We start from the raw sequence: 17053 nt of genomic DNA, 5'->3' as shown, positions 1-17053 counted from the left end.
GAACAATCATTTTTTATTTTTAAGTTTAGCACGAGTATAAGCAAGTAAACCTCCTGCGTCACGTATCGCTAGTATCTCTTTTGGAAGTTTTGGGAAAGAAAAAGGTTTACCACCAACAATGATTCTCCCGTTTTCAACATCAAGAACCACTGAATCCCCTTCACGATAAGCCTTCACAGCATCAGGGCATTCAATGAGAAGCAAACCCTGGTTAATAGATGAACGATAAAATATACGAGCGAAACTTTCTGCAACAATAGCAGATATACCAACTGCTTTTAGTCCAACTGTTGGCTGTTCCCTTGAACTACCGCATCCAAAATTTTTACCAGCAAAAATAATATCACCTTCCCTTACGTTTTTAGCAAACAAGGGGTCAAGGTCCTCAAGAAGATGAGGTTTTATTTCTTCTGGTGTACTACATGTGTATGTGTATTTTCCTGGAAAAAGCATATCCGTGTTCACGTTATCCCCATATCTCCAAATTTTCATTTAACGCACCTCCTTTCTAGGATCTGTAATTTTACCATAGATAGCTGAAACAGCAACAGTCGCTGGACTTGCAAGATAAATCTCAGCGTCTTTACAACCCATGCGTCCTTTGAAGTTTCTATTTGATGTACTCAGACAACGTTCACCAGGTGCTAATACTCCCTGATGAGCACCAAGACATGGACCGCAACCTGGTGGGAGAAGTAAACCTCCAGCTTGAATAAGTGTATCAACTAAGTTTTCTTTTAATGCATCTAGATATATTTGTCTGGATGAAGGGAGTATCAAAAGTCGTACATCGGGATGAATCTTCTTTCCTTTCAAAATACTGGCTGCAATCCTAAAATCAGAGAGTCTACCATTTGTACAAGTACCAATAAGACACTGATGTATCTCTATTCCTTCAACTTCAGTAACACTCTTGACATTATCTACACTATGCGGTAACGCAACAACAGGAGGAATATCCGCGAGATCATAATTTAATTCCTTTATATAATACGCATCTTTATCTGGATCAACCTTGGTATATTCTGATTTGGAAACACCTATAGAACTTAGGTATTTTGTTGCTACATCATCAACTGGGAAAAACGTATTTTTTGCTCCCATCTCAACACCCATATTCGCAATGGTGAAACGTTCATCAACAGAAAATTGTTTTATGTCACCACAAAATTCAACAGAACAATAATCAGCACCAGAAGCAGATATATCACGTATGATTTTAAGTATAACATCTTTTGCATAAACCCCGGGCTTCAAAAATCCTTTTAAACAAATTTTTATACTCTGCGGAACCTTAAGCCATGTTTCACCAGTCAGCAGCAATGCTGCCGCCTCAGTGCGATCAATTCCTGAAGAAAACGCACCAATTGCTCCATATGAACAAGTATGAGAATCACTCCCCAAGATGAGCTTACCAGGCAAAGCCAGCCCTTTTTCAATCATGACTTGATGACATACGCCAGTACCCACATCAAAAAAATTTTTTATCTTGTATTTTTTAACAAACTCTCTAATGATTTTATGATTTGCAGCTGTTTTTTCATCAGACGCTGGGATAACATGATCAAGGACAATCACAGGGAATCGCGGATTGACAATACCATACTCCTCAATATCCGTCTGTATTTTTTTGATGATTGGAGCAGCGTTGTCATGCATCAGAAGATAATCAGGTTTAACTGTGACAATCTGACCTGGTACTACTTTTTTCTCTTTAGCATATTTAGCAAGTATTTTTTCTGCAAACGTCGCAACCATACAAGTACACCTCACGTAAGAATAATTTATTGAATCATCTAGGTTTTAAGATAGAAATCAAATTACCCTCTTTAAACTTATTCAGAAAAAAACGAGAAAAAATATAAGTTATAGTACATTATATTGTTTTTTTGTGGAAGGAGAGATGAAAAACAAGAAATTTACCAAACAAAATTATGCAGTTGCTGGTGTAATAGAAGCACTTCTTCTTGTAGGTCTTGTTGCAGTGATACTATCTGTAATACAATTTTATTATATACCAGAGGTTATGACCCAAAGAGAAGCAGAACATATGGATGAAGTCGCAAACCAGTTCTCATTTTTAAAAGCCATCATAGATCTTCAATCAATAGAAAAAAAAGATGTTCCGATATCATCTCCAATCACACTTGGTAGTAGAGAGCTTCCGTATTTTGTAACGGCGAGAGCCCTTGGTGAACTTAGGATACTTGATAACGTTGGCAATATAAAGGTTGACTTTGCATCCATACTCACGTTGACTTCTATTAGATATGAAGCTTTTAATTCATATTTCATCGATCAGATTTATGCGCTTGAAGGTGGGGGTATAATTGTTAAACAGCCAGATGGTGACTCGGTTATGCGGGTTGATCCAACAATTATTGTAAAAAATGAGACGAGTAGTATTAAAATAAATATCACTGTTCCAAAGATTATCGGTATTTCTGGTAAAAACTCGACCAGTGGATATGGAAGTTGTTTTATTCGTACGAATTATTCGCATTCGGTAAGTGGTCTTAGCTCGGGTATAAAAATTAACAATAACATGAATATTACTACAGATTATCCAAATGCTTGGTATGAATCATTGCATGGTTTTCTTGGGAACAATGTGAATTATGAAAAAGGATCTAACTACGTGAAGATAACCCCAAAGAGCAAGAGTATCTATCTATATTATACAGAGATATACATTTACGCCCAGATAAGCCCTGGGTGGATTAAATAAAACCGCGATAATTATAGTTCTGCTAATTATTTATTAGGAAAGTTTTTTTATTTATTATAGTATATAGCTAATACGACAAATAATAGGGTGAGATGTAGATATAGAATAATATTTTAAGAAAAAACTAGTATGGTGTTGTGATAAGAGCGGCTCGAAATGGAAAAAGTAAAAGATACAGATTCGACTAAAAAATCTGATGTGCTCAAAACAGGTATTAGCGGACTCGACAACCTGTTTTCAGCAGGTGGTATACCAAAGGGTAATTCTGTTCTAGTGGCTGGTGGGACTGGTACAGGTAAAAGTACATTGTGCAGACAGATTTGCTATAATCTCATCTCTAAAGGTAGAAAATGTATGTACGTGAGTTTTGAGGAAAGTGCTGAGCGTATAGAGCGCAGTATGATTAATTTTGGTTGGGATGTTAGAAAGTTTATTGAAAATGGTAATTTTTTGATTCAAAAAATTAACCCACTTGATATACTTCGTATGAAGTTTGGTTCAGCTGGTGGCTCTGGTTCCGCAACTGAGATTTCTTATAAGATTAAACCGTTGGTTATCCCTAAGGATTTTCAGCCTGAGGTTATAGCCGTTGATTCTTTAACAGCTATTATTTCTGCTTCTGTGAGTAAAGAAAAAAATTACCGCGTGTATTTGCAGCAGTTGTTTAATTTTTTTGAGGAAACAGGTGCCACATCGTTTTTAATTACTGAAACTGAGCAGATTCCAACAAAGTATAGCGATACTGGCATAGAAGAGTTTTTGGCTGATGGTATAATAGTTTTGTATAATATTCAGAAGAAGGATACACGTGAGGGTGCTATCGAGGTTTTAAAAATGCGTTATAGTGGGCATCAAAAAAATATTGTTTCTATGGAAATTACCGACCATGGTATTAAAGTTTTTCCAGATAAACACGTTTCAATAGTTTAAAGAAAAATATTTTTATAGGAATTTGAATGGTTCTTGGTGTTCGCTTAATCTTTTTGCACCGTATCTAACTAGATTTATTTCTATTTCTTTTACTTTATTTACGGTTAGTCCTGTTCTTCTAAGTATCAGGTTGTCATTTTCATCATATATGCTCATAGTTCCTTCGTCTACATTTAGTACTGCTTTGAGTACTTTGTTGTCTTGTAGCCATATCCAGATGCGTGTGTTTTTCTTGATCATTATGACCACCTGATCTTGGCTTGTTCTATCAACCCAATTTTTATTTCCTAATTATTATTTTATTTTATTCTATATATAAATATTTCTATACAATTCTCTCCTATTAACAAAAAAAACAAAAAGAAAAACAACTAACTGAAAAGAATACGACAATATACATATATTGGAATTTACATACCCTATTTTGGATGGTGAATATGCAAAAACTAGAAGAGAGGTCATCTGGTTTAGAAAGACTCAAAACTGGTATACAAGGACTAGATAATCTTCTTGGTGGAGGCTTACCAAAAGGATCAATTACATTGGTATCTGGACCACCTGGAAGTGGCAAAAGCATATTCTGTTTCCAGTTCATAAATGAGGGGATAAAAAACGAAGAAAAATGCCTTTTCCTAACATTAGACAAAAAAATAGAGGGTATACTAACACAGGCAAGACAGATAGGCTTCGACTTTCAACCAGCTATAGAAAAAAAACTAGCAAAATTCCTGTTTTTGAATATAAGCAAAAAACTTGTTTACGAAACCATGACAAACGAAATCCTATCTGGTGGATACAAAAGAATTGTATTAGACTCCATAACACCACTCTCAGAAATGCCTATGTACATAAAAAATGAAGAACAACGAAGCGACATTAGCATAATAACACCAGATGAGTTCCCATCTGAAACCAACCTACCTATCAGAAGACTACACCTACGTTACATAATAGGTGCATTAGAGTCAGTGGATTCAACCTCTGTAGTAACATCAGAGCTACCAGCCAATTCACAACTTCTATCAAGAGATGGGATATCAGAGTTTCTAGCAGACGGTGTAATAGTACTAAGCCTAGACCCAACTATGGACAGACGTAAACTAGCAGTAATGAAAATGAGAAACACAAGACACACACTAAAACCACAAGACATAATAATAGACTACGGCGGCATAAAACTATTATAGAAAAAACCGAGGAAGATGTTAAACTATAAACCACCAAAAGAACTAAGAGCGCTTTTTATTGTTCACTACGCCCCACTCATACTAATAATATTAACCGGGCCGCTAACAGCTTTATACAGTGTCTGGGAAATACCAGTAGATAAAAATCTGAGTATCACATTAGGCATAATCATTTTTTTACTAGGGGCATTTGTTTATTTTAAATGGGAGTTATTCTGGCATAAAACATACCATGGACAACTAGTTACTGAAGGGATTTTCCGTTACATAAGACATCCACACTACACATCGTTACTAATCATCGGTTTTGGATTAGCATTATTTTTCTATTCAACGTTCGCACTCGCAATCGCAATAGTTGCAATACCAATAATGATCTGGAGCATAATTGACGAAGAAAAACTACTAATAAAACAATACGGTGAAGAATACAAAGAATACATGAAAAAAGTACCATGGAGAATTATACCAAGAATCTTCTAAACTTGTTTTTAGTTTTTAAAGAGGGTGTTAACAAAATCATCAATTTTTTTCTCGTAACCACTCTCAAGTGGCCCCTTTATACCAGTCACCTTAATTCTAAGATCACCTGAAACTTTTTTGAATCCTTTAGATTCTAATATATCTTCCATAACTTGAATTGTGTTGATATCAATCTCTGGAGCCATATGTGTAGTCATCAAAGAATATCTACCACCAGTTTGGCTGATGTCTAACTTCTTTAGGAACCTCTTCATCTTCCAAGTTGGTCCCTTCATATGAGTTGGTGAACTGAAAATATATAAATCAGCTTCTGTAAGAGATTTCGGAGGAATCCCATGCACAGAAAAGGCTTTTACATCATGCCCTTTTTTGCTAATAACACCCTGAAGGTATTCAACACATTTCTTACCATTCCCATATTTTGAATCATATACTATAAACACTTTCATGCTTAATCTTACAACCATAAACAAATTTCATATTTATATAATCTATTTTTTTAGCGACCCCTTGCACGCAATAAAATTGTGCAGTTTCTCCAAAATGGGAAGAAAAATAATAATGGCATTTTAACAACAAATGTTCAGATGATTCATCTATTACATAAATGTCATAGAGCTCGCGCCTGGAATCCTTAATTTTAGCTGTATCTATATTGATTCAATATCTCGATGATTCTCTTCGCAGCATTTTTATCACCTTCAGGTTTAGGTAGCCTCTGGGACAATATTTGCGCGTTATGCAGATAAGTATCATAGCTGCTAAAAATTTTTTCAATAGCATTCAATAAATTTTTCTCTTTAAAAAATGTTTTAGATAATCTTATAGCAGATGCATGACGAACCAAACAATCCAAATTATATTGTTGTTCAATATGCAATGGAATACCAATAATGGGTTTGCCTGAGTAAGCAGCCGTATAAACAGTACCATGACCCCCATGTATAATAGCCAAATCAGTTCTCTTGCTTAAAGAGGTTATATCTGGAATAAATTTTTTGAGGAGGATATTTTCGTTTAAATTCGGCAGATCATTTTCATTCAATATTGTGGTATATGTAGCTATAACATTGTATTCTGTTTCATTTAAAATTTTTAAAATTTTTAAAAAAAAATTTCTTTCCATTTAGAGGAACTCCCCATGGTGAGAAGAATGTGTCTACTTGGTCTTCTAAGATGCTTTTCAATGTCAGAATCCAACTGATTTCCCTTAGTAATATATCTATCATCAGGCAATATTGCTCCTACATAGTTTTCTACAGGAAAATCCTTTGTTGGTTTTACACCTAAAAATTCAATGTCATCACAGACAAACGTATAATCTCCACATACCCAATCTATGTTACGTTTGAAACATATATCGATGTCTAGTTTCTTAGCTATTCGATCAAGTTTTTTTTATTACCTGGCCTCTGTAATTTAAAACTAGCCAGTTAGTAAGTCGGTTTTTAATATAGTTCGGTATTAAAAGTGTGAAATAATTTTCGATAGAATCGTCAAAAGTTGCGAGACCAGCTTTATAATATGATGGTAATAATGTACCAGAGATAATAGACACAAGCGGTATTCTTGCGATCCTAGATGAAATGAGACAACCAAAAAAATATTTGTATTTACTAATAACTTTATTCCAGTAGCATTATAAGACGATACCTCATTTTTAATGATTTGTATTATATCATTGTCACTATGTTGCAAAAAGTATTCATTTGGCCATTTACCATCAAATCCAATTGGCTCTATTCTAACTATTTCACATCCTAAATCTTTTGCTAAATATTCATATTCACCGCCGTGACTAAAAATAATAATTTCGCCACCAAGTTCGATATAAAATTTTGCAATTTTTATCAAAGGATATGTTTCTCCCAGGCTATGAAAACCAGGAAAAAACCCAACAAGCGGTTTTTTTTTTCTTTAGATAATAAACTGTTCATAGCAATCTTAAAAATATAGTTGTTCAACTATTTATAATTTCAAATGCTTTTTCTACTGCCTCCTCAGATGAGTTTGCAACATAATATTTAGATTCTATGTCCTGCATTATAAGACCATCTATTATTTTATCAACACATCCACCTGTGCCCTTTATCAGGACAAGAGGTTTGCTTAGTATCATAGCAAATGATATTTCACTTAGGGTGCCCCATCTACCCCCTATTGCGATTACGGCATCTGCAGATCCTGCAACTAGGATATTACGTATGTTCCCAAGGTTGGTTTGTATTGCTATATCTATAAACTCGTTTGCCTCATATTTTGAATTTGGCATTATCCCAACTGTGATACCGTTTTCCTCTTTCGCTCCTTTGCATGCTGCTCTCATTACACCGCCTCTACCACCACATGCAAGGACACCGCCTTTTTGTGCAATCAATCTACCAACTTTTTCTGCTACCTCTAACGCATAATCTGATAAAGTTCGGTCATCGGCGTCGCTTCCACATACTGCTATAAGTTTTTTCATATTGTGGGTCTTATTTACAATTCGTTTTTAATGATTTCCCCCACAAATCTTATAAATAACATCTCTTTTCACTACAATCCGCATGTCTTGAGGAATCTGATTATGGCTAGAAAAACAAAGAAGACAAATCCTAGATTATTAGCTTTGATACAGGATCTGAAGAAAAACTCATCTGAGAATGATGCTGCTATTTGGAAGGATATAGCTTTGAGACTTGAAAAGCCTCTTAGAAACTGGCCAGAAGTTAACCTTGATAGAATAAATAAATATGTTCGTGAGGGGGAGACCGCCCTTGTTCCAGGTAAGGTGTTATCTTCGGGTAATTTAAGTAAAAAGGTTTCTGTTGCTGCCTGGTCTTTTTCCGGGAGATCACAGGAGAAGATTAAAAAAGCAGGTGGTAAACACATGCTTATAGAGGAATTGATGAAATCTAACCCTAAAGGGGAGAACATAAGGATACTGGGATGATTTTTATGGTTACGATTATTGATGCCAATGGTGCTACACTCGGGCGTTTAAGTACCAGTGTTGCGAAGCGTTTACTCAATGGTGAAGAGATTGTTGTTGTGAACTCTGAGAAAGCGGTTGTATCAGGTAAAAAAACGTCTCTTAAAGAGATTTATACTCATAAGAGAGAACTGGGTACTTATCGTAAGGGACCTTTTTATCCACGTATGCCTGATAAGATCGTTAAACGTACAATTAGAGGCATGATCCCTTACCAAACTCCAAAGGGCAGGTTAGCTTTTAAAAGGCTGAAATGTTATGTTGGTGTCCCAAAGGAGTTTGAGGGAAAAAAATTTGAGGTTATTGAAACAGCTAAAAAACAGCTCGTTGATTATATGACTGTTGATGAGATTTCAAGATCATTGGGAGCGAATTATTGATGGTGAAGAAGGTTGTTAACTCATCTGGTAAAAGAAAAACCGCGGTTGCTAGAGCAACTATCCAGAAGGGAACTGGTTTAATTAGAATTAACAAGAAACCACTTGAGTTGTATGAGCCTAATATAGCTCGTTTTAAGATAATGGAGGCTATTAAAGCAGCTGAGAATTATATTGACAAAGTTGATATTGATGTTGATGTGAGTGGCGGCGGTTTTATGGGACAGGCTAGCGCTGTTCGTACCGCCATAGCCCGGGGCTTAGTTGAGTACACTGGTGACCCAAATTTGAAGCTTGCCTTTTTAGATTATGGTAGGGATCTGCTTGTTAGCGATCCCAGAAGAAAAGAGGCTAAAAAACAACTTGGTCGTGGTGCGAGAAAGAAAAGACAGAAATCATATAGGTGATGTGTTGTGATAATACCTGTTAGATGTTTCACATGTGGAAAAGTAATTGGTGAGCTTTACGAGCAATACAAGGTTAGAAAAGAGGCGTATGACAAGGCTATTAAGGCTGGTGAAAAACCTAAAGAAACGCCTAAGCAGATCCTTGATGATCTTGGTTTGGATAGATACTGTTGTAGACGCATGATTCTTACACATGTTGATTTACTTCAGGATGCCGCGCCTTACGAGTAGAAACATAGTAAAAAACATCTTTAGTTTTTTTCCCATAGTTTTATCAATTTTTATCCATTACAGTTTTTATGTTTATTTTGGTTTAATGGAGTTGGGCGTGTGGCCTAGACAGGATATGGCACCGGCCTTCTAAGTCGGTAGTCGCGGGTTCGAATCCCGCCACGTCCGCTTTATTTTTTTGTTATTTTTTAACAAAAATAGGTTTAATATAGTAAAAATGTATTTCATTATTTGACATTGGGTATGAAGATGGGATGCAAAATAGCCTATAGTTTATCTAATAATAGTTTTCCGATAATCATTTCTTTTAGGGGGTTCTATTCTTTATGAGAGATGAACCCGATATAGTTAAGGAGCTTAGAGAAGAAGAAAAACTAGGCAAGATTTGCAGTCATATGAACAACAGGTTTTCAGCGTTCACAACATTACAAGAATCACAAAACTTGGAAGCTGAGAAAACAATTTTTATATCTGGTTACAAAGAAAAAAAAGCCAAGAAAGATCTTGAGCTTGGTACTCCAGAAGAAAAATATAAGACGATTTTTGAAAACTATGCCATTGCTATAACTCTAGCTGATGATAAAGAGCGTATTGTTTCATGGAACAAGTATACTGAAGAGCTGCTGAATATGGATGAGGCTGATTTGTTTATGAGGCCTGTTAGCTCGCTTTATCCACCTGAGGAGTGGCAGAGGATAAGAGCAGAGGATGTCAGGAAAAAAGGGATAAAGTACAAGATGGAAACAAGGATGATAAAAAAAGGCTATGGTTACATCTATGTTGAGATATCGTTGTGTACCCTCAAGGGGGCTGAGGGCAAAATAGTTGGTTCTGTTGGTATCATAAAGGATATAACAGAGCAAAAGAAAATCCAGAGAGAACTAGCTGAGTCTGAGGAGAAGTATAGGACGATTTTTGACAACTCTGCTGTAGCAATCACTTTAACTGATGATAAAGAGCGTATTATATCATGGAACAAGTACACAGAAAAACTTCTTGATATGAGCTATGAGGATCTATATTTGAAGCCTGTTTTTTTACTTTATCCACCTGAGGAGTGGAAAAAGATTCGTGCTGAGAATGTTAGGCAAAAAGGTATGCAACATCATCTTGAAACAAAGATGTATAAAAAGAATAATGAGTTGATTGATGTAGATATCTCACTTAGTGTTTTAAAGGATTACAATGGCAGAATTGTTGGTTCAATCGGCGTAATTAAGGATATAACCGAGCAGAAAAAAATTGAGAGGGCTTTGGCTTATGAACATAACCTGTTACAATCCCTTTTAGACAATATCCCTGACTCTATTTATTTCAAGGATAAAAAGAACAGGTTTATAAAGGTTAACAAAGCGAAGGCTATGCATTCTAATGTTAAAACAGAGGATATGATTGGTAAAACAGATTTTGATTTCTTGAGTGATAAAGTTGCTAGAAGTATCGATGAAGATGATTATAAAATAATTGAGACGGGTAAACCAATTATAAATAAAATTGAAAAAATTAGGGATGTGGATGGTGTTGAACGTTGGGTTTCTGTTACAAAAATACCACGTTTTGATGAGAACGGGAAAGTCATTGGTACGATGGGGATTTCTAGGGATATCACTGATCTAAAGAGGGCTGATGACGAGATCAGGAGGTCGGAGAAGAGATATAGGAACTTATTTGATACTTCTATTTATCCAATTGTTATACTTGATAAAAAAGGTTTTGTTTCTGATATTAATCAGTGTGTTACAAAATTGTTAGGTTATACCAAAAAGAATCTTGTTGGTAATAATTTTGTTAAATCAGGGATTATAAAAGAATGTGATGTTACTAAGATTCTTGAGAATTTTAAAAAGCATATGAGTAACGAAAAAACTAAGCCGTTTGAGGTTGAGTTAGTTGCAAAGAACGGAGAAGTTATTCCTGTTGAGATAAATGCAAATCCTTTAATTGAGGATAACAAAATTCTTGGTGATCTTCTTATTTTGAGGGATTTACGTGAGAAACGTGAGAGAGAGAAAATCGAGAAAGAGCTTGTTGAGTCTGAGAAAAAGTTTAGGGAGATTTTTGATGCATCTGGTGATATTTTGTTGTATCTTGATGTTAATGGAAAAATTTTGGATATTAATAAGGTGGCTTTGAATTTCTTGGGTTTAAGTAAGGAGAAGGTTGTTGGTAAATCGTTTTATGATATTGAAGGTATTTTTTCACCAGATGATATTAAGAGGCATCGTGAAGCGATTCAAGGGGTTATTCGTGGTGAGAAAATCAATGATTATGAGTGTGATCTTTTTACTAAGGGTGGTGTGATTTATAGGTTTTTGTTTTCTAATGATGTTATATCAACTGAGGAAGGGGATATTAAGGGTATTCTAGTTAAGGGTAAGGATGTTACTCAGCGTCAGAGAGCTTGGGATGAGTTGGTTAGGTTGGAGGAGAGGTATAGGGTTCTTGCTGAGACATCTGCTGATGGTGTTTTAACTATCGATTCTCTTGGTCGTCTGACTTATGTTAACCCGTCTTTTGAGAGGATGTGTGGTAGGCGTAAAAGTCAGATTCTTGCTACGTCGTTTAGGGATTATTTATCAAATGATTCAATTTATGTTTTCCAGCAGGCTTTTATTGATATTAGAAAAGAAAATAAAAAGATTGAGAATATAGAACTGGAGCTCATTAACGCAGAGGGTAGTAGTATTCCTATTGAGGTTAATATTGCTCCTTTGAAGAAGAATGATAAGTTTGCTGGTGTTGTCGCTACTATTAGGGATATAACTGAGCGGAAGAGAATTGAGGATGAGTTGAAAAAATCTGAGCGGCTTAAAACAGAGTTTATGAACATCGCGGCTCATGAACTCAAGTCACCTGTTACACCAATAAAGGGTTATCTTGATCTCATAATACAGGATAAAGAGGCTAGCGAGCGGGTAAAGAACTGGGCTAGGATCAGCTTGAGGAACTCTGAGCGTCTGTTGAAACTTGTTAGTGACATCTTAGATGTCTCGAGGCTTGATAGCGACACGATGAGATTTGAGATGGAAAAACTTGATACAGGTGAGTTACTAAAGGAAATCGCTGAAGATATGAAGCTTGCTGTTACTAGCAAGCATCTTGATTTTATAGTTAAAATACCAAAGGATCTACCTAGCATAATGGGTGATAGGAATCGCCTGTCGCAGGTTTTCAAGAATCTATTGGCTAACGCAGTTAAGTTTACAGACAATGGGTCTATAACTCTTGGTGCTGAGGAGGATAAGGATCATGTTAAAATCTATGTGGAGGACACAGGTATAGGTATATCAGAGGATGAGTTACATAAGATATTCAACAAGTTTTATCAGGCATACACTGGTCCTGACCGTAAAAACGAGGGTGTTGGTCTGGGTTTGTTTATATGCAAAGAAATAATCAGTAAACATAATGGTAGGATATGGGCTGAGAGCAAGCTTGGTGAGGGTAGTAAATTTATAGTAAGAATCCCATGTATAAAAAGAGTTAATGATCTATAATTGTATTTGTGGTGGTGAATAGTTATAAGGAAAAAATGTCCTGAATGTGGATCAAAGGCAGTAAAACTTTATCAAAATAAGAGTATAGAGGGAAAGAGGAGATGGTTGCCTATAGCATGGCATTGCACAAAATGTGGTTACACTTACAAGGTTGTCTCTGACACACTTATATACAAGATTGCTGATAAAAAGTATAAGGATTCTTTTAACGAAAAATGTCCTAAATGCAGCATGGGTTTCGTTAGACTATATAGACACGTAAATCCAAAGTATGGTAAGCAGTATTGGGCCTCGGTTGGCTGGTATTGCACAAGATGCAGATACATCTGGATGGATGAAGAAACTACTGAGTAGTTTTTTAGAAAATAATTTTCCTAAATTATTAAATATACGTACCCGTTTAGGGCAAGCTAATTAAATCAGAGGTAAAACAAGATGAAACGCGGTTCACGTGCATGGAAAAAACGCCATAAGATGCGATGGAAATGGCGGAAGAAACGTATGAGACGCAAGAAGCGAGCTAGAAAGAAGTAGGCTTATCTCTGATGGGAGCATGGTGTAACCCGGCATCATTACGGGCTCCAGTTAGGTGTGATTAAAAGAGGGTCATCTGACTTTGTGATGAATAACTGGAGCGATGACCTAGAAGAGACCCGTCGATCTGGGTTCAAATCCCAGTGCTCCCATTGACTGTAAATAATGTATAAAAGGTGGAATAAAATATGATAAAATTCAACATAAGAAACTTTAATGTGTTCACCCTAGTTTCTTTATTAGCTTTGATAGCAGGTGTCAGTTTCTATATATACTGGGGTATAACTTTTAATGTATGGTATGACATAGGACCTTATGCTTTTTCTATAGTGTTTATATTGGGCGGCATAATTGGTATTTTACTTACTCTCTATGAAAAAACAGAGGGACAACAAGAATGAAGCTACCTACTCATCTTCCAGGTTAGCACAGGGTTTTTTGTTGCACCAACATCATCAATGCGTCTAACTGATGTGTTATTTGGTGCGTTTTTAACAACATCCGGTTTTTCATCAGCGATCTTGATTAAAGCATCTATGTATTTGTCTAACTCGTTTTTCGGTTCTGATTCTGTTGGTTCTATCATAAGTGCTTCTTTCACTATAAGTGGGAAATATATTGTTGGAGGATGCAAACCATAGTCAAGAAGACGTTTTGCTACGTCTAATGCTCTAATGTTTTTTTCTTGTTTTAGTTTCTCGCAGCTTAACACAAACTCGTGTTTCCTTAGCTGTTTGTATGGCATCTCATATTTTTTTGATTCAACTAGTTTCTTTTTCATATAGTTCGAGTTTAGTACAGCTATTTCTGATGCTTCTCTCAGTCCGTCTCCCCCCATCATTGTTAGGTAAACATATGCTTTTAGTAAAACAGAGAAATTGCCATAGAATCCTTTTATTTTACCAATTGAATATGGGTAGTTGTAGTCAAAATCATAGTTACCTTTTTTGTCTCTTATTACTCTCGGTATCGGTAAGAATTTTTCTAGTTTCTCTTTGACGCCTACTGGTCCACTACCTGGTCCACCTCCACCATGCGGTGTCGCAAATGTTTTATGAAGGTTTAGATGTACGATATCAAAACCCATGTCACCGGGTCTTGCCTTTCCCATTATAGCGTTCATGTTAGCACCATCATAGTATAGTAGTGCACCTGCTTTGTGTACTAGTTTAGATATCTCAAGTATGTCTGATTCGAATATGCCTAGTGTGTTTGGGTTTGTCAGCATAAAACAAGCGGTTTTTTCTGAGAGGGTTCTCTCTAGTATTTCTAGGTCAACTGTTCCCTCTTTGGTGGATGGTATTTCTATTAATCTGTAGCCAGCCATTGTAGCACTCGCTGGGTTTGTACCATGTGAAGTATCTGGGAGTATAACCTCATATCGTTGGTTGTCTTTGTTGAATTCGTGATACGCCCTAGTTATCAGCATTCCCAAGAATTCACCATGTGCACCTGCTGCTGGTTGAAGTGTAAAATAATCCATGCCAGATATTTCACACAACATTTTTTCTAGTTCATACATTATTTGTAGATTTCCTTGTATTGTCGAAGGATCCTGGTATGGATGTGTGTTTGCAAAGTTATCCCATCTACTTATTTCTTCGCATATCTTTGGGTTGTATTTCATGGTGCATGAACCAAGAGGGTAAATACCGGAATCTATACCATAGTTCATCTGACTGAGGTGAAGGAAATGTCTTACAACCTGAGTTTCATCTAGGTCAGGTATACAGATTTTTTCTTTTCGCTGAATAGAAGTTGGCAAAATATTGTTTTGTTTATCTCTGCATACTTTTTTGTATGACTCAAGCTCGTTTAACAATGGTTCATCATAAACAGCCGACCTATACATGTGACACCTCTTCTAGTGCAGAAACAAGTTTTTCTATGTCTTTGTCTGTGTGCATTTCAGAGACACCAAAAAGCATACAATCCCTTAGCTCTGGATACCATCTACCAAGCGATAAACCACCCTGTACATCTTTTTTCAATAATTCTTTGTTAACTTTATTTGTATCTGTTTTTGATTTAATTACAAACTCATTAAAATGAATGCCCATAAACCTTTTTTCAAAACCATCAATAGAACTTATTAGTTTTACTAATTTTTGTCCTCTCTCAAAATTAACTCTACTAAGCTCCTCTAAGCCATTGCCACCAAGCCACGCAAGATATACCACCGCCGTAAGAGCACATAAACCCTCGTTTGTACAAATGTTACTAGTAGCTTTACCACGCCTTATATGCTGCTCCCTCGTCTGAAGAGTCATACAAAAAGCTCGTCTACCATCCAAATCTTTAGTCATACCAATTATACGACCAGGCATCTGACGTAAAAACTCGTTTCTACAAGCAAAAATACCAAGACTTGAACCACCAAAATCCATAGTATTACCAAAAGATCTTCCCTCACCAATCACAATATCTGCACCATACTCACCAGGGCTTTTTACAATTCCAAGCGATACAGGATCAACCCCAACAACAAAGAGAGAACCCGGATCTTTTACAATTTCACTGATTTCTTCAACACCATCCTCAAAAACACCAAAAAAATTTGGATTCTCAACATAAACCCCAGTAGTATCATTATCAACACTTTGTTTTAGTTCCTCTAAATTAATTTTACCTGTTTCATCATCATAAGATATTTCTTTTATTCTTATACCAGAGCCTTTTGTATAGTTTTTTAGAACAGATTTTTTCTCCCAAGAAATGTTTTGAGGTATAACAAATGTTTTTTTCTGGTTTATTCGTGAACACATAAGTGATGCTTCACCTAGAGCAGTAGCACCATCGTACAATGATGCATTGGAGATATCCATGCCTGTTATTTCTGCGATTATGCTCTGGTATTCAAACATGGCTTGCAGGAAACCCTGTGACGCCTCAGGTTGGTATGGAGTGTAAGCAGTGTAAAACTCTGCTCGAGATATTATTGATTTAACAGCTGGTGGTATATAGTGTGGTTTTATTCCTCCCCCTAGAAAACTTGGCATGTTGTTTGTTGGTCTGTTTTTGTTTGATATCTCTCTAAGTTTTTGTTCTGTTTCTTGCTGGGATAAACCCTTTTGGAGATTCAATTTTTTAATCTGTATTTGTTTTGGTATATCTAAGAATAGTTCTTCGATGTCTTTTAACCCTGTTTCTTTAAGCATATTATTTTTTATTGCTGAGTTCGGGATGAAGTTCATAGGAATCCCCCATGACGGTAACAATATTATATTAAAGAAACTTATTATAAACTAGATTTTGTGAATAAATTTGATTTTGTTTAATAAATAGACCTTTTGCATAATTATAAAACTGGAACAACTGTTCTCTTCTAGCCTCCCCCAACTAGCTATTTTTACTCTGATTGTACGGTGAAATTCACTAATCCACAGACGATAGACGTCATACGGTCGTATCGTGTGAGGCTGTTTCGAAATTCTTCAGCCATGATGCGGAATTTTTTCATCCTGGCGATGGTGTGTTCCACGATCACCCGTGCTTTCCTTTGTTTTTTGTTGTATCGTTTCTCCTGTTTGGTGAGCTCTTTTTTCTTTGGTTTTTTCACAGGGATATTCACGTTCAACTCAGGGTAATCTTTTTTGATACCGAGGTAGCCAAGGTCAACACCGAGTTCAACCTCTGGTGGCAGAGGCGGTGGTCCATTTTTCTTGAACATGTCATAATCATGTTGTTTTCCTTTTCGGTGTCTGG

21 protein-coding genes and 2 tRNA genes are annotated in these 17053 nt (G+C 36.1%); 13 read left to right on the top strand and 10 right to left on the bottom strand.

Translation table 11 applies throughout. The annotated features are described in order from the left end of the window. Positions 1-6 precede the first annotated feature (6 nt). Both QHH19_00960 and QHH19_00955 read right to left on the bottom strand, forming a co-directional pair. A complete protein-coding gene (locus tag QHH19_00960) occupies positions 7-492 on the bottom strand; it encodes a 3-isopropylmalate dehydratase (GenBank protein MDH7516908.1) in 486 nt (161 codons plus the stop codon). Continuing rightward, a complete protein-coding gene (locus QHH19_00955; protein ID MDH7516907.1) occupies positions 493-1758 on the bottom strand; it encodes a 3-isopropylmalate dehydratase large subunit in 1266 nt (421 codons plus the stop codon). A 145-nt stretch (positions 1759-1903) separates the two neighbouring features. On the opposite strand from QHH19_00955, the gene QHH19_00950 reads away from it, so the two are divergent. Both QHH19_00950 and QHH19_00945 read left to right on the top strand, forming a co-directional pair. After that, positions 1904-2728 carry a hypothetical protein gene (locus tag QHH19_00950; protein MDH7516906.1) on the top strand — a complete coding sequence of 275 codons (825 nt, stop codon included), beginning with the start codon at positions 1904-1906 and terminating at the stop codon, positions 2726-2728. 156 nt (positions 2729-2884) lie between these two features. Continuing rightward, positions 2885-3658 carry an ATPase domain-containing protein gene (locus tag QHH19_00945; protein MDH7516905.1) on the top strand — a complete coding sequence of 258 codons (774 nt, stop codon included), beginning with the start codon at positions 2885-2887 and terminating at the stop codon, positions 3656-3658. A gap of 12 nt (positions 3659-3670) precedes the next feature. Here QHH19_00945 and QHH19_00940 read toward each other — a convergent pair whose 3' ends face one another. Next, positions 3671-3898, bottom strand: a complete 228-nt coding sequence (locus tag QHH19_00940; GenBank protein MDH7516904.1) for a hypothetical protein — start codon at positions 3896-3898, stop codon at positions 3671-3673. 188 nt (positions 3899-4086) lie between these two features. Between QHH19_00940 and QHH19_00935 the strand changes: the two genes are divergently transcribed. After that, positions 4087-4845, top strand: a complete 759-nt coding sequence (locus QHH19_00935; GenBank protein ID MDH7516903.1) for an ATPase domain-containing protein — start codon at positions 4087-4089, stop codon at positions 4843-4845. Positions 4846-4860: 15 nt separating this feature from the next. Continuing rightward, positions 4861-5328, top strand: coding sequence for an isoprenylcysteine carboxylmethyltransferase family protein (locus QHH19_00930; GenBank protein ID MDH7516902.1), 468 nt, complete (start codon positions 4861-4863; stop codon positions 5326-5328). Positions 5329-5336: 8 nt separating this feature from the next. On the opposite strand, the gene QHH19_00925 is transcribed toward QHH19_00930, so the two are convergent. From QHH19_00925 to QHH19_00910, 4 genes are all read right to left on the bottom strand, one after another. Next, a complete protein-coding gene (locus QHH19_00925; protein MDH7516901.1) occupies positions 5337-5777 on the bottom strand; it encodes a flavodoxin domain-containing protein in 441 nt (146 codons plus the stop codon). A 191-nt stretch (positions 5778-5968) separates the two neighbouring features. Continuing rightward, positions 5969-6454, bottom strand: coding sequence for a glycosyltransferase (locus tag QHH19_00920; GenBank protein MDH7516900.1), 486 nt, complete (start codon positions 6452-6454; stop codon positions 5969-5971). A 338-nt stretch (positions 6455-6792) separates the two neighbouring features. Further along, a complete protein-coding gene (locus QHH19_00915) occupies positions 6793-7182 on the bottom strand; it encodes a hypothetical protein (protein MDH7516899.1) in 390 nt (129 codons plus the stop codon). Between the two features lie 106 nt (positions 7183-7288). Further along, positions 7289-7795: a TIGR00725 family protein gene (locus QHH19_00910; protein MDH7516898.1), complete on the bottom strand. Its 507-nt coding sequence runs from the start codon at positions 7793-7795 to the stop codon at positions 7289-7291. Between the two features lie 102 nt (positions 7796-7897). Between QHH19_00910 and QHH19_00905 the strand changes: the two genes are divergently transcribed. The 9 genes from QHH19_00905 to QHH19_00865 all read left to right on the top strand — a co-directional run bounded on the left by QHH19_00905 (position 7898) and on the right by QHH19_00865 (position 13749). After that, complete coding sequence (locus QHH19_00905) at positions 7898-8263, top strand: 50S ribosomal protein L18e (protein ID MDH7516897.1); 366 nt, start codon at positions 7898-7900, stop codon at positions 8261-8263. A gap of 5 nt (positions 8264-8268) precedes the next feature. Further along, on the top strand, positions 8269-8682 hold the full coding sequence (locus tag QHH19_00900; GenBank protein ID MDH7516896.1) for a 50S ribosomal protein L13: 414 nt from the start codon (positions 8269-8271) through the stop codon (positions 8680-8682). Then, positions 8682-9086: a 30S ribosomal protein S9 gene (locus QHH19_00895; protein MDH7516895.1), complete on the top strand. Its 405-nt coding sequence runs from the start codon at positions 8682-8684 to the stop codon at positions 9084-9086. The genes QHH19_00900 and QHH19_00895 overlap by 1 nt, the downstream gene beginning before the upstream one ends. Before the next feature lie 9 nt (positions 9087-9095). After that, positions 9096-9317 carry a DNA-directed RNA polymerase subunit N gene (locus QHH19_00890; protein ID MDH7516894.1) on the top strand — a complete coding sequence of 74 codons (222 nt, stop codon included), beginning with the start codon at positions 9096-9098 and terminating at the stop codon, positions 9315-9317. A 93-nt stretch (positions 9318-9410) separates the two neighbouring features. Next, a tRNA-Arg gene (locus QHH19_00885) sits at positions 9411-9485 on the top strand. 158 nt (positions 9486-9643) lie between these two features. Continuing rightward, positions 9644-12814, top strand: a complete 3171-nt coding sequence (locus tag QHH19_00880; protein ID MDH7516893.1) for a PAS domain S-box protein — start codon at positions 9644-9646, stop codon at positions 12812-12814. A gap of 105 nt (positions 12815-12919) precedes the next feature. Then, positions 12920-13168, top strand: coding sequence for a hypothetical protein (locus QHH19_00875; GenBank protein MDH7516892.1), 249 nt, complete (start codon positions 12920-12922; stop codon positions 13166-13168). Positions 13169-13361: 193 nt separating this feature from the next. After that, positions 13362-13500 (top strand) — tRNA-Trp (locus QHH19_00870). Between the two features lie 36 nt (positions 13501-13536). Further along, on the top strand, positions 13537-13749 hold the full coding sequence (locus tag QHH19_00865; GenBank protein MDH7516891.1) for a hypothetical protein: 213 nt from the start codon (positions 13537-13539) through the stop codon (positions 13747-13749). A gap of 2 nt (positions 13750-13751) precedes the next feature. Here QHH19_00865 and gcvPB read toward each other — a convergent pair whose 3' ends face one another. From gcvPB to QHH19_00850, 3 genes are all read right to left on the bottom strand, one after another. Beyond that, a complete protein-coding gene (gene gcvPB, locus QHH19_00860; protein MDH7516890.1) occupies positions 13752-15200 on the bottom strand; it encodes an aminomethyl-transferring glycine dehydrogenase subunit GcvPB in 1449 nt (482 codons plus the stop codon). Continuing rightward, positions 15193-16542, bottom strand: a complete 1350-nt coding sequence (gene gcvPA / locus QHH19_00855; GenBank protein ID MDH7516889.1) for an aminomethyl-transferring glycine dehydrogenase subunit GcvPA — start codon at positions 16540-16542, stop codon at positions 15193-15195. The genes gcvPB and gcvPA overlap by 8 nt, the downstream gene beginning before the upstream one ends. Positions 16543-16697: 155 nt before the next feature. Then, the coding region (locus QHH19_00850) for a transposase family protein (protein ID MDH7516888.1) at positions 16698-17053 on the bottom strand (356 nt) is incomplete at its 5' end.

This window comes from Candidatus Thermoplasmatota archaeon (genome assembly GCA_029907305.1).
Taxonomy (GTDB): domain Archaea; phylum Thermoplasmatota; class E2; order DHVEG-1; family DHVEG-1; genus JARYMC01.
Note: the sequence above shows the minus strand (reverse complement) of the source record. Positions and strands in the feature narration are given on the sequence as shown.

What these genes read in the sequence shown, in the direction of transcription:
- QHH19_00950 (MDH7516906.1), top strand. Translation starts at nt 1,904, where the DNA reads ATGAAAAACAAGAAATTTACCAAACAAAATTATGCAGTTGCTGGTGTA.
- QHH19_00960 (MDH7516908.1), bottom strand. Translation starts at nt 492, where the DNA reads ATGAAAATTTGGAGATATGGGGATAACGTGAACACGGATATGCTTTTT.
- QHH19_00920 (MDH7516900.1), bottom strand. Translation starts at nt 6,454, where the DNA reads ATGGAAAGAAATTTTTTTTTAAAAATTTTAAAAATTTTAAATGAAACA.
- QHH19_00935 (MDH7516903.1), top strand. Translation starts at nt 4,087, where the DNA reads ATGGTGAATATGCAAAAACTAGAAGAGAGGTCATCTGGTTTAGAAAGA.
- QHH19_00945 (MDH7516905.1), top strand. Translation starts at nt 2,885, where the DNA reads ATGGAAAAAGTAAAAGATACAGATTCGACTAAAAAATCTGATGTGCTC.
- QHH19_00910 (MDH7516898.1), bottom strand. Translation starts at nt 7,795, where the DNA reads ATGAAAAAACTTATAGCAGTATGTGGAAGCGACGCCGATGACCGAACT.
- QHH19_00905 (MDH7516897.1), top strand. Translation starts at nt 7,898, where the DNA reads ATGGCTAGAAAAACAAAGAAGACAAATCCTAGATTATTAGCTTTGATA.
- QHH19_00900 (MDH7516896.1), top strand. Translation starts at nt 8,269, where the DNA reads ATGGTTACGATTATTGATGCCAATGGTGCTACACTCGGGCGTTTAAGT.
- QHH19_00895 (MDH7516895.1), top strand. Translation starts at nt 8,682, where the DNA reads ATGGTGAAGAAGGTTGTTAACTCATCTGGTAAAAGAAAAACCGCGGTT.
- QHH19_00940 (MDH7516904.1), bottom strand. Translation starts at nt 3,898, where the DNA reads ATGATCAAGAAAAACACACGCATCTGGATATGGCTACAAGACAACAAA.
- QHH19_00865 (MDH7516891.1), top strand. Translation starts at nt 13,537, where the DNA reads ATGATAAAATTCAACATAAGAAACTTTAATGTGTTCACCCTAGTTTCT.
- QHH19_00925 (MDH7516901.1), bottom strand. Translation starts at nt 5,777, where the DNA reads ATGAAAGTGTTTATAGTATATGATTCAAAATATGGGAATGGTAAGAAA.
- QHH19_00955 (MDH7516907.1), bottom strand. Translation starts at nt 1,758, where the DNA reads ATGGTTGCGACGTTTGCAGAAAAAATACTTGCTAAATATGCTAAAGAG.
- QHH19_00880 (MDH7516893.1), top strand. Translation starts at nt 9,644, where the DNA reads ATGAGAGATGAACCCGATATAGTTAAGGAGCTTAGAGAAGAAGAAAAA.
- QHH19_00930 (MDH7516902.1), top strand. Translation starts at nt 4,861, where the DNA reads ATGTTAAACTATAAACCACCAAAAGAACTAAGAGCGCTTTTTATTGTT.
- gcvPA (MDH7516889.1), bottom strand. Translation starts at nt 16,542, where the DNA reads ATGAACTTCATCCCGAACTCAGCAATAAAAAATAATATGCTTAAAGAA.
- gcvPB (MDH7516890.1), bottom strand. Translation starts at nt 15,200, where the DNA reads ATGTATAGGTCGGCTGTTTATGATGAACCATTGTTAAACGAGCTTGAG.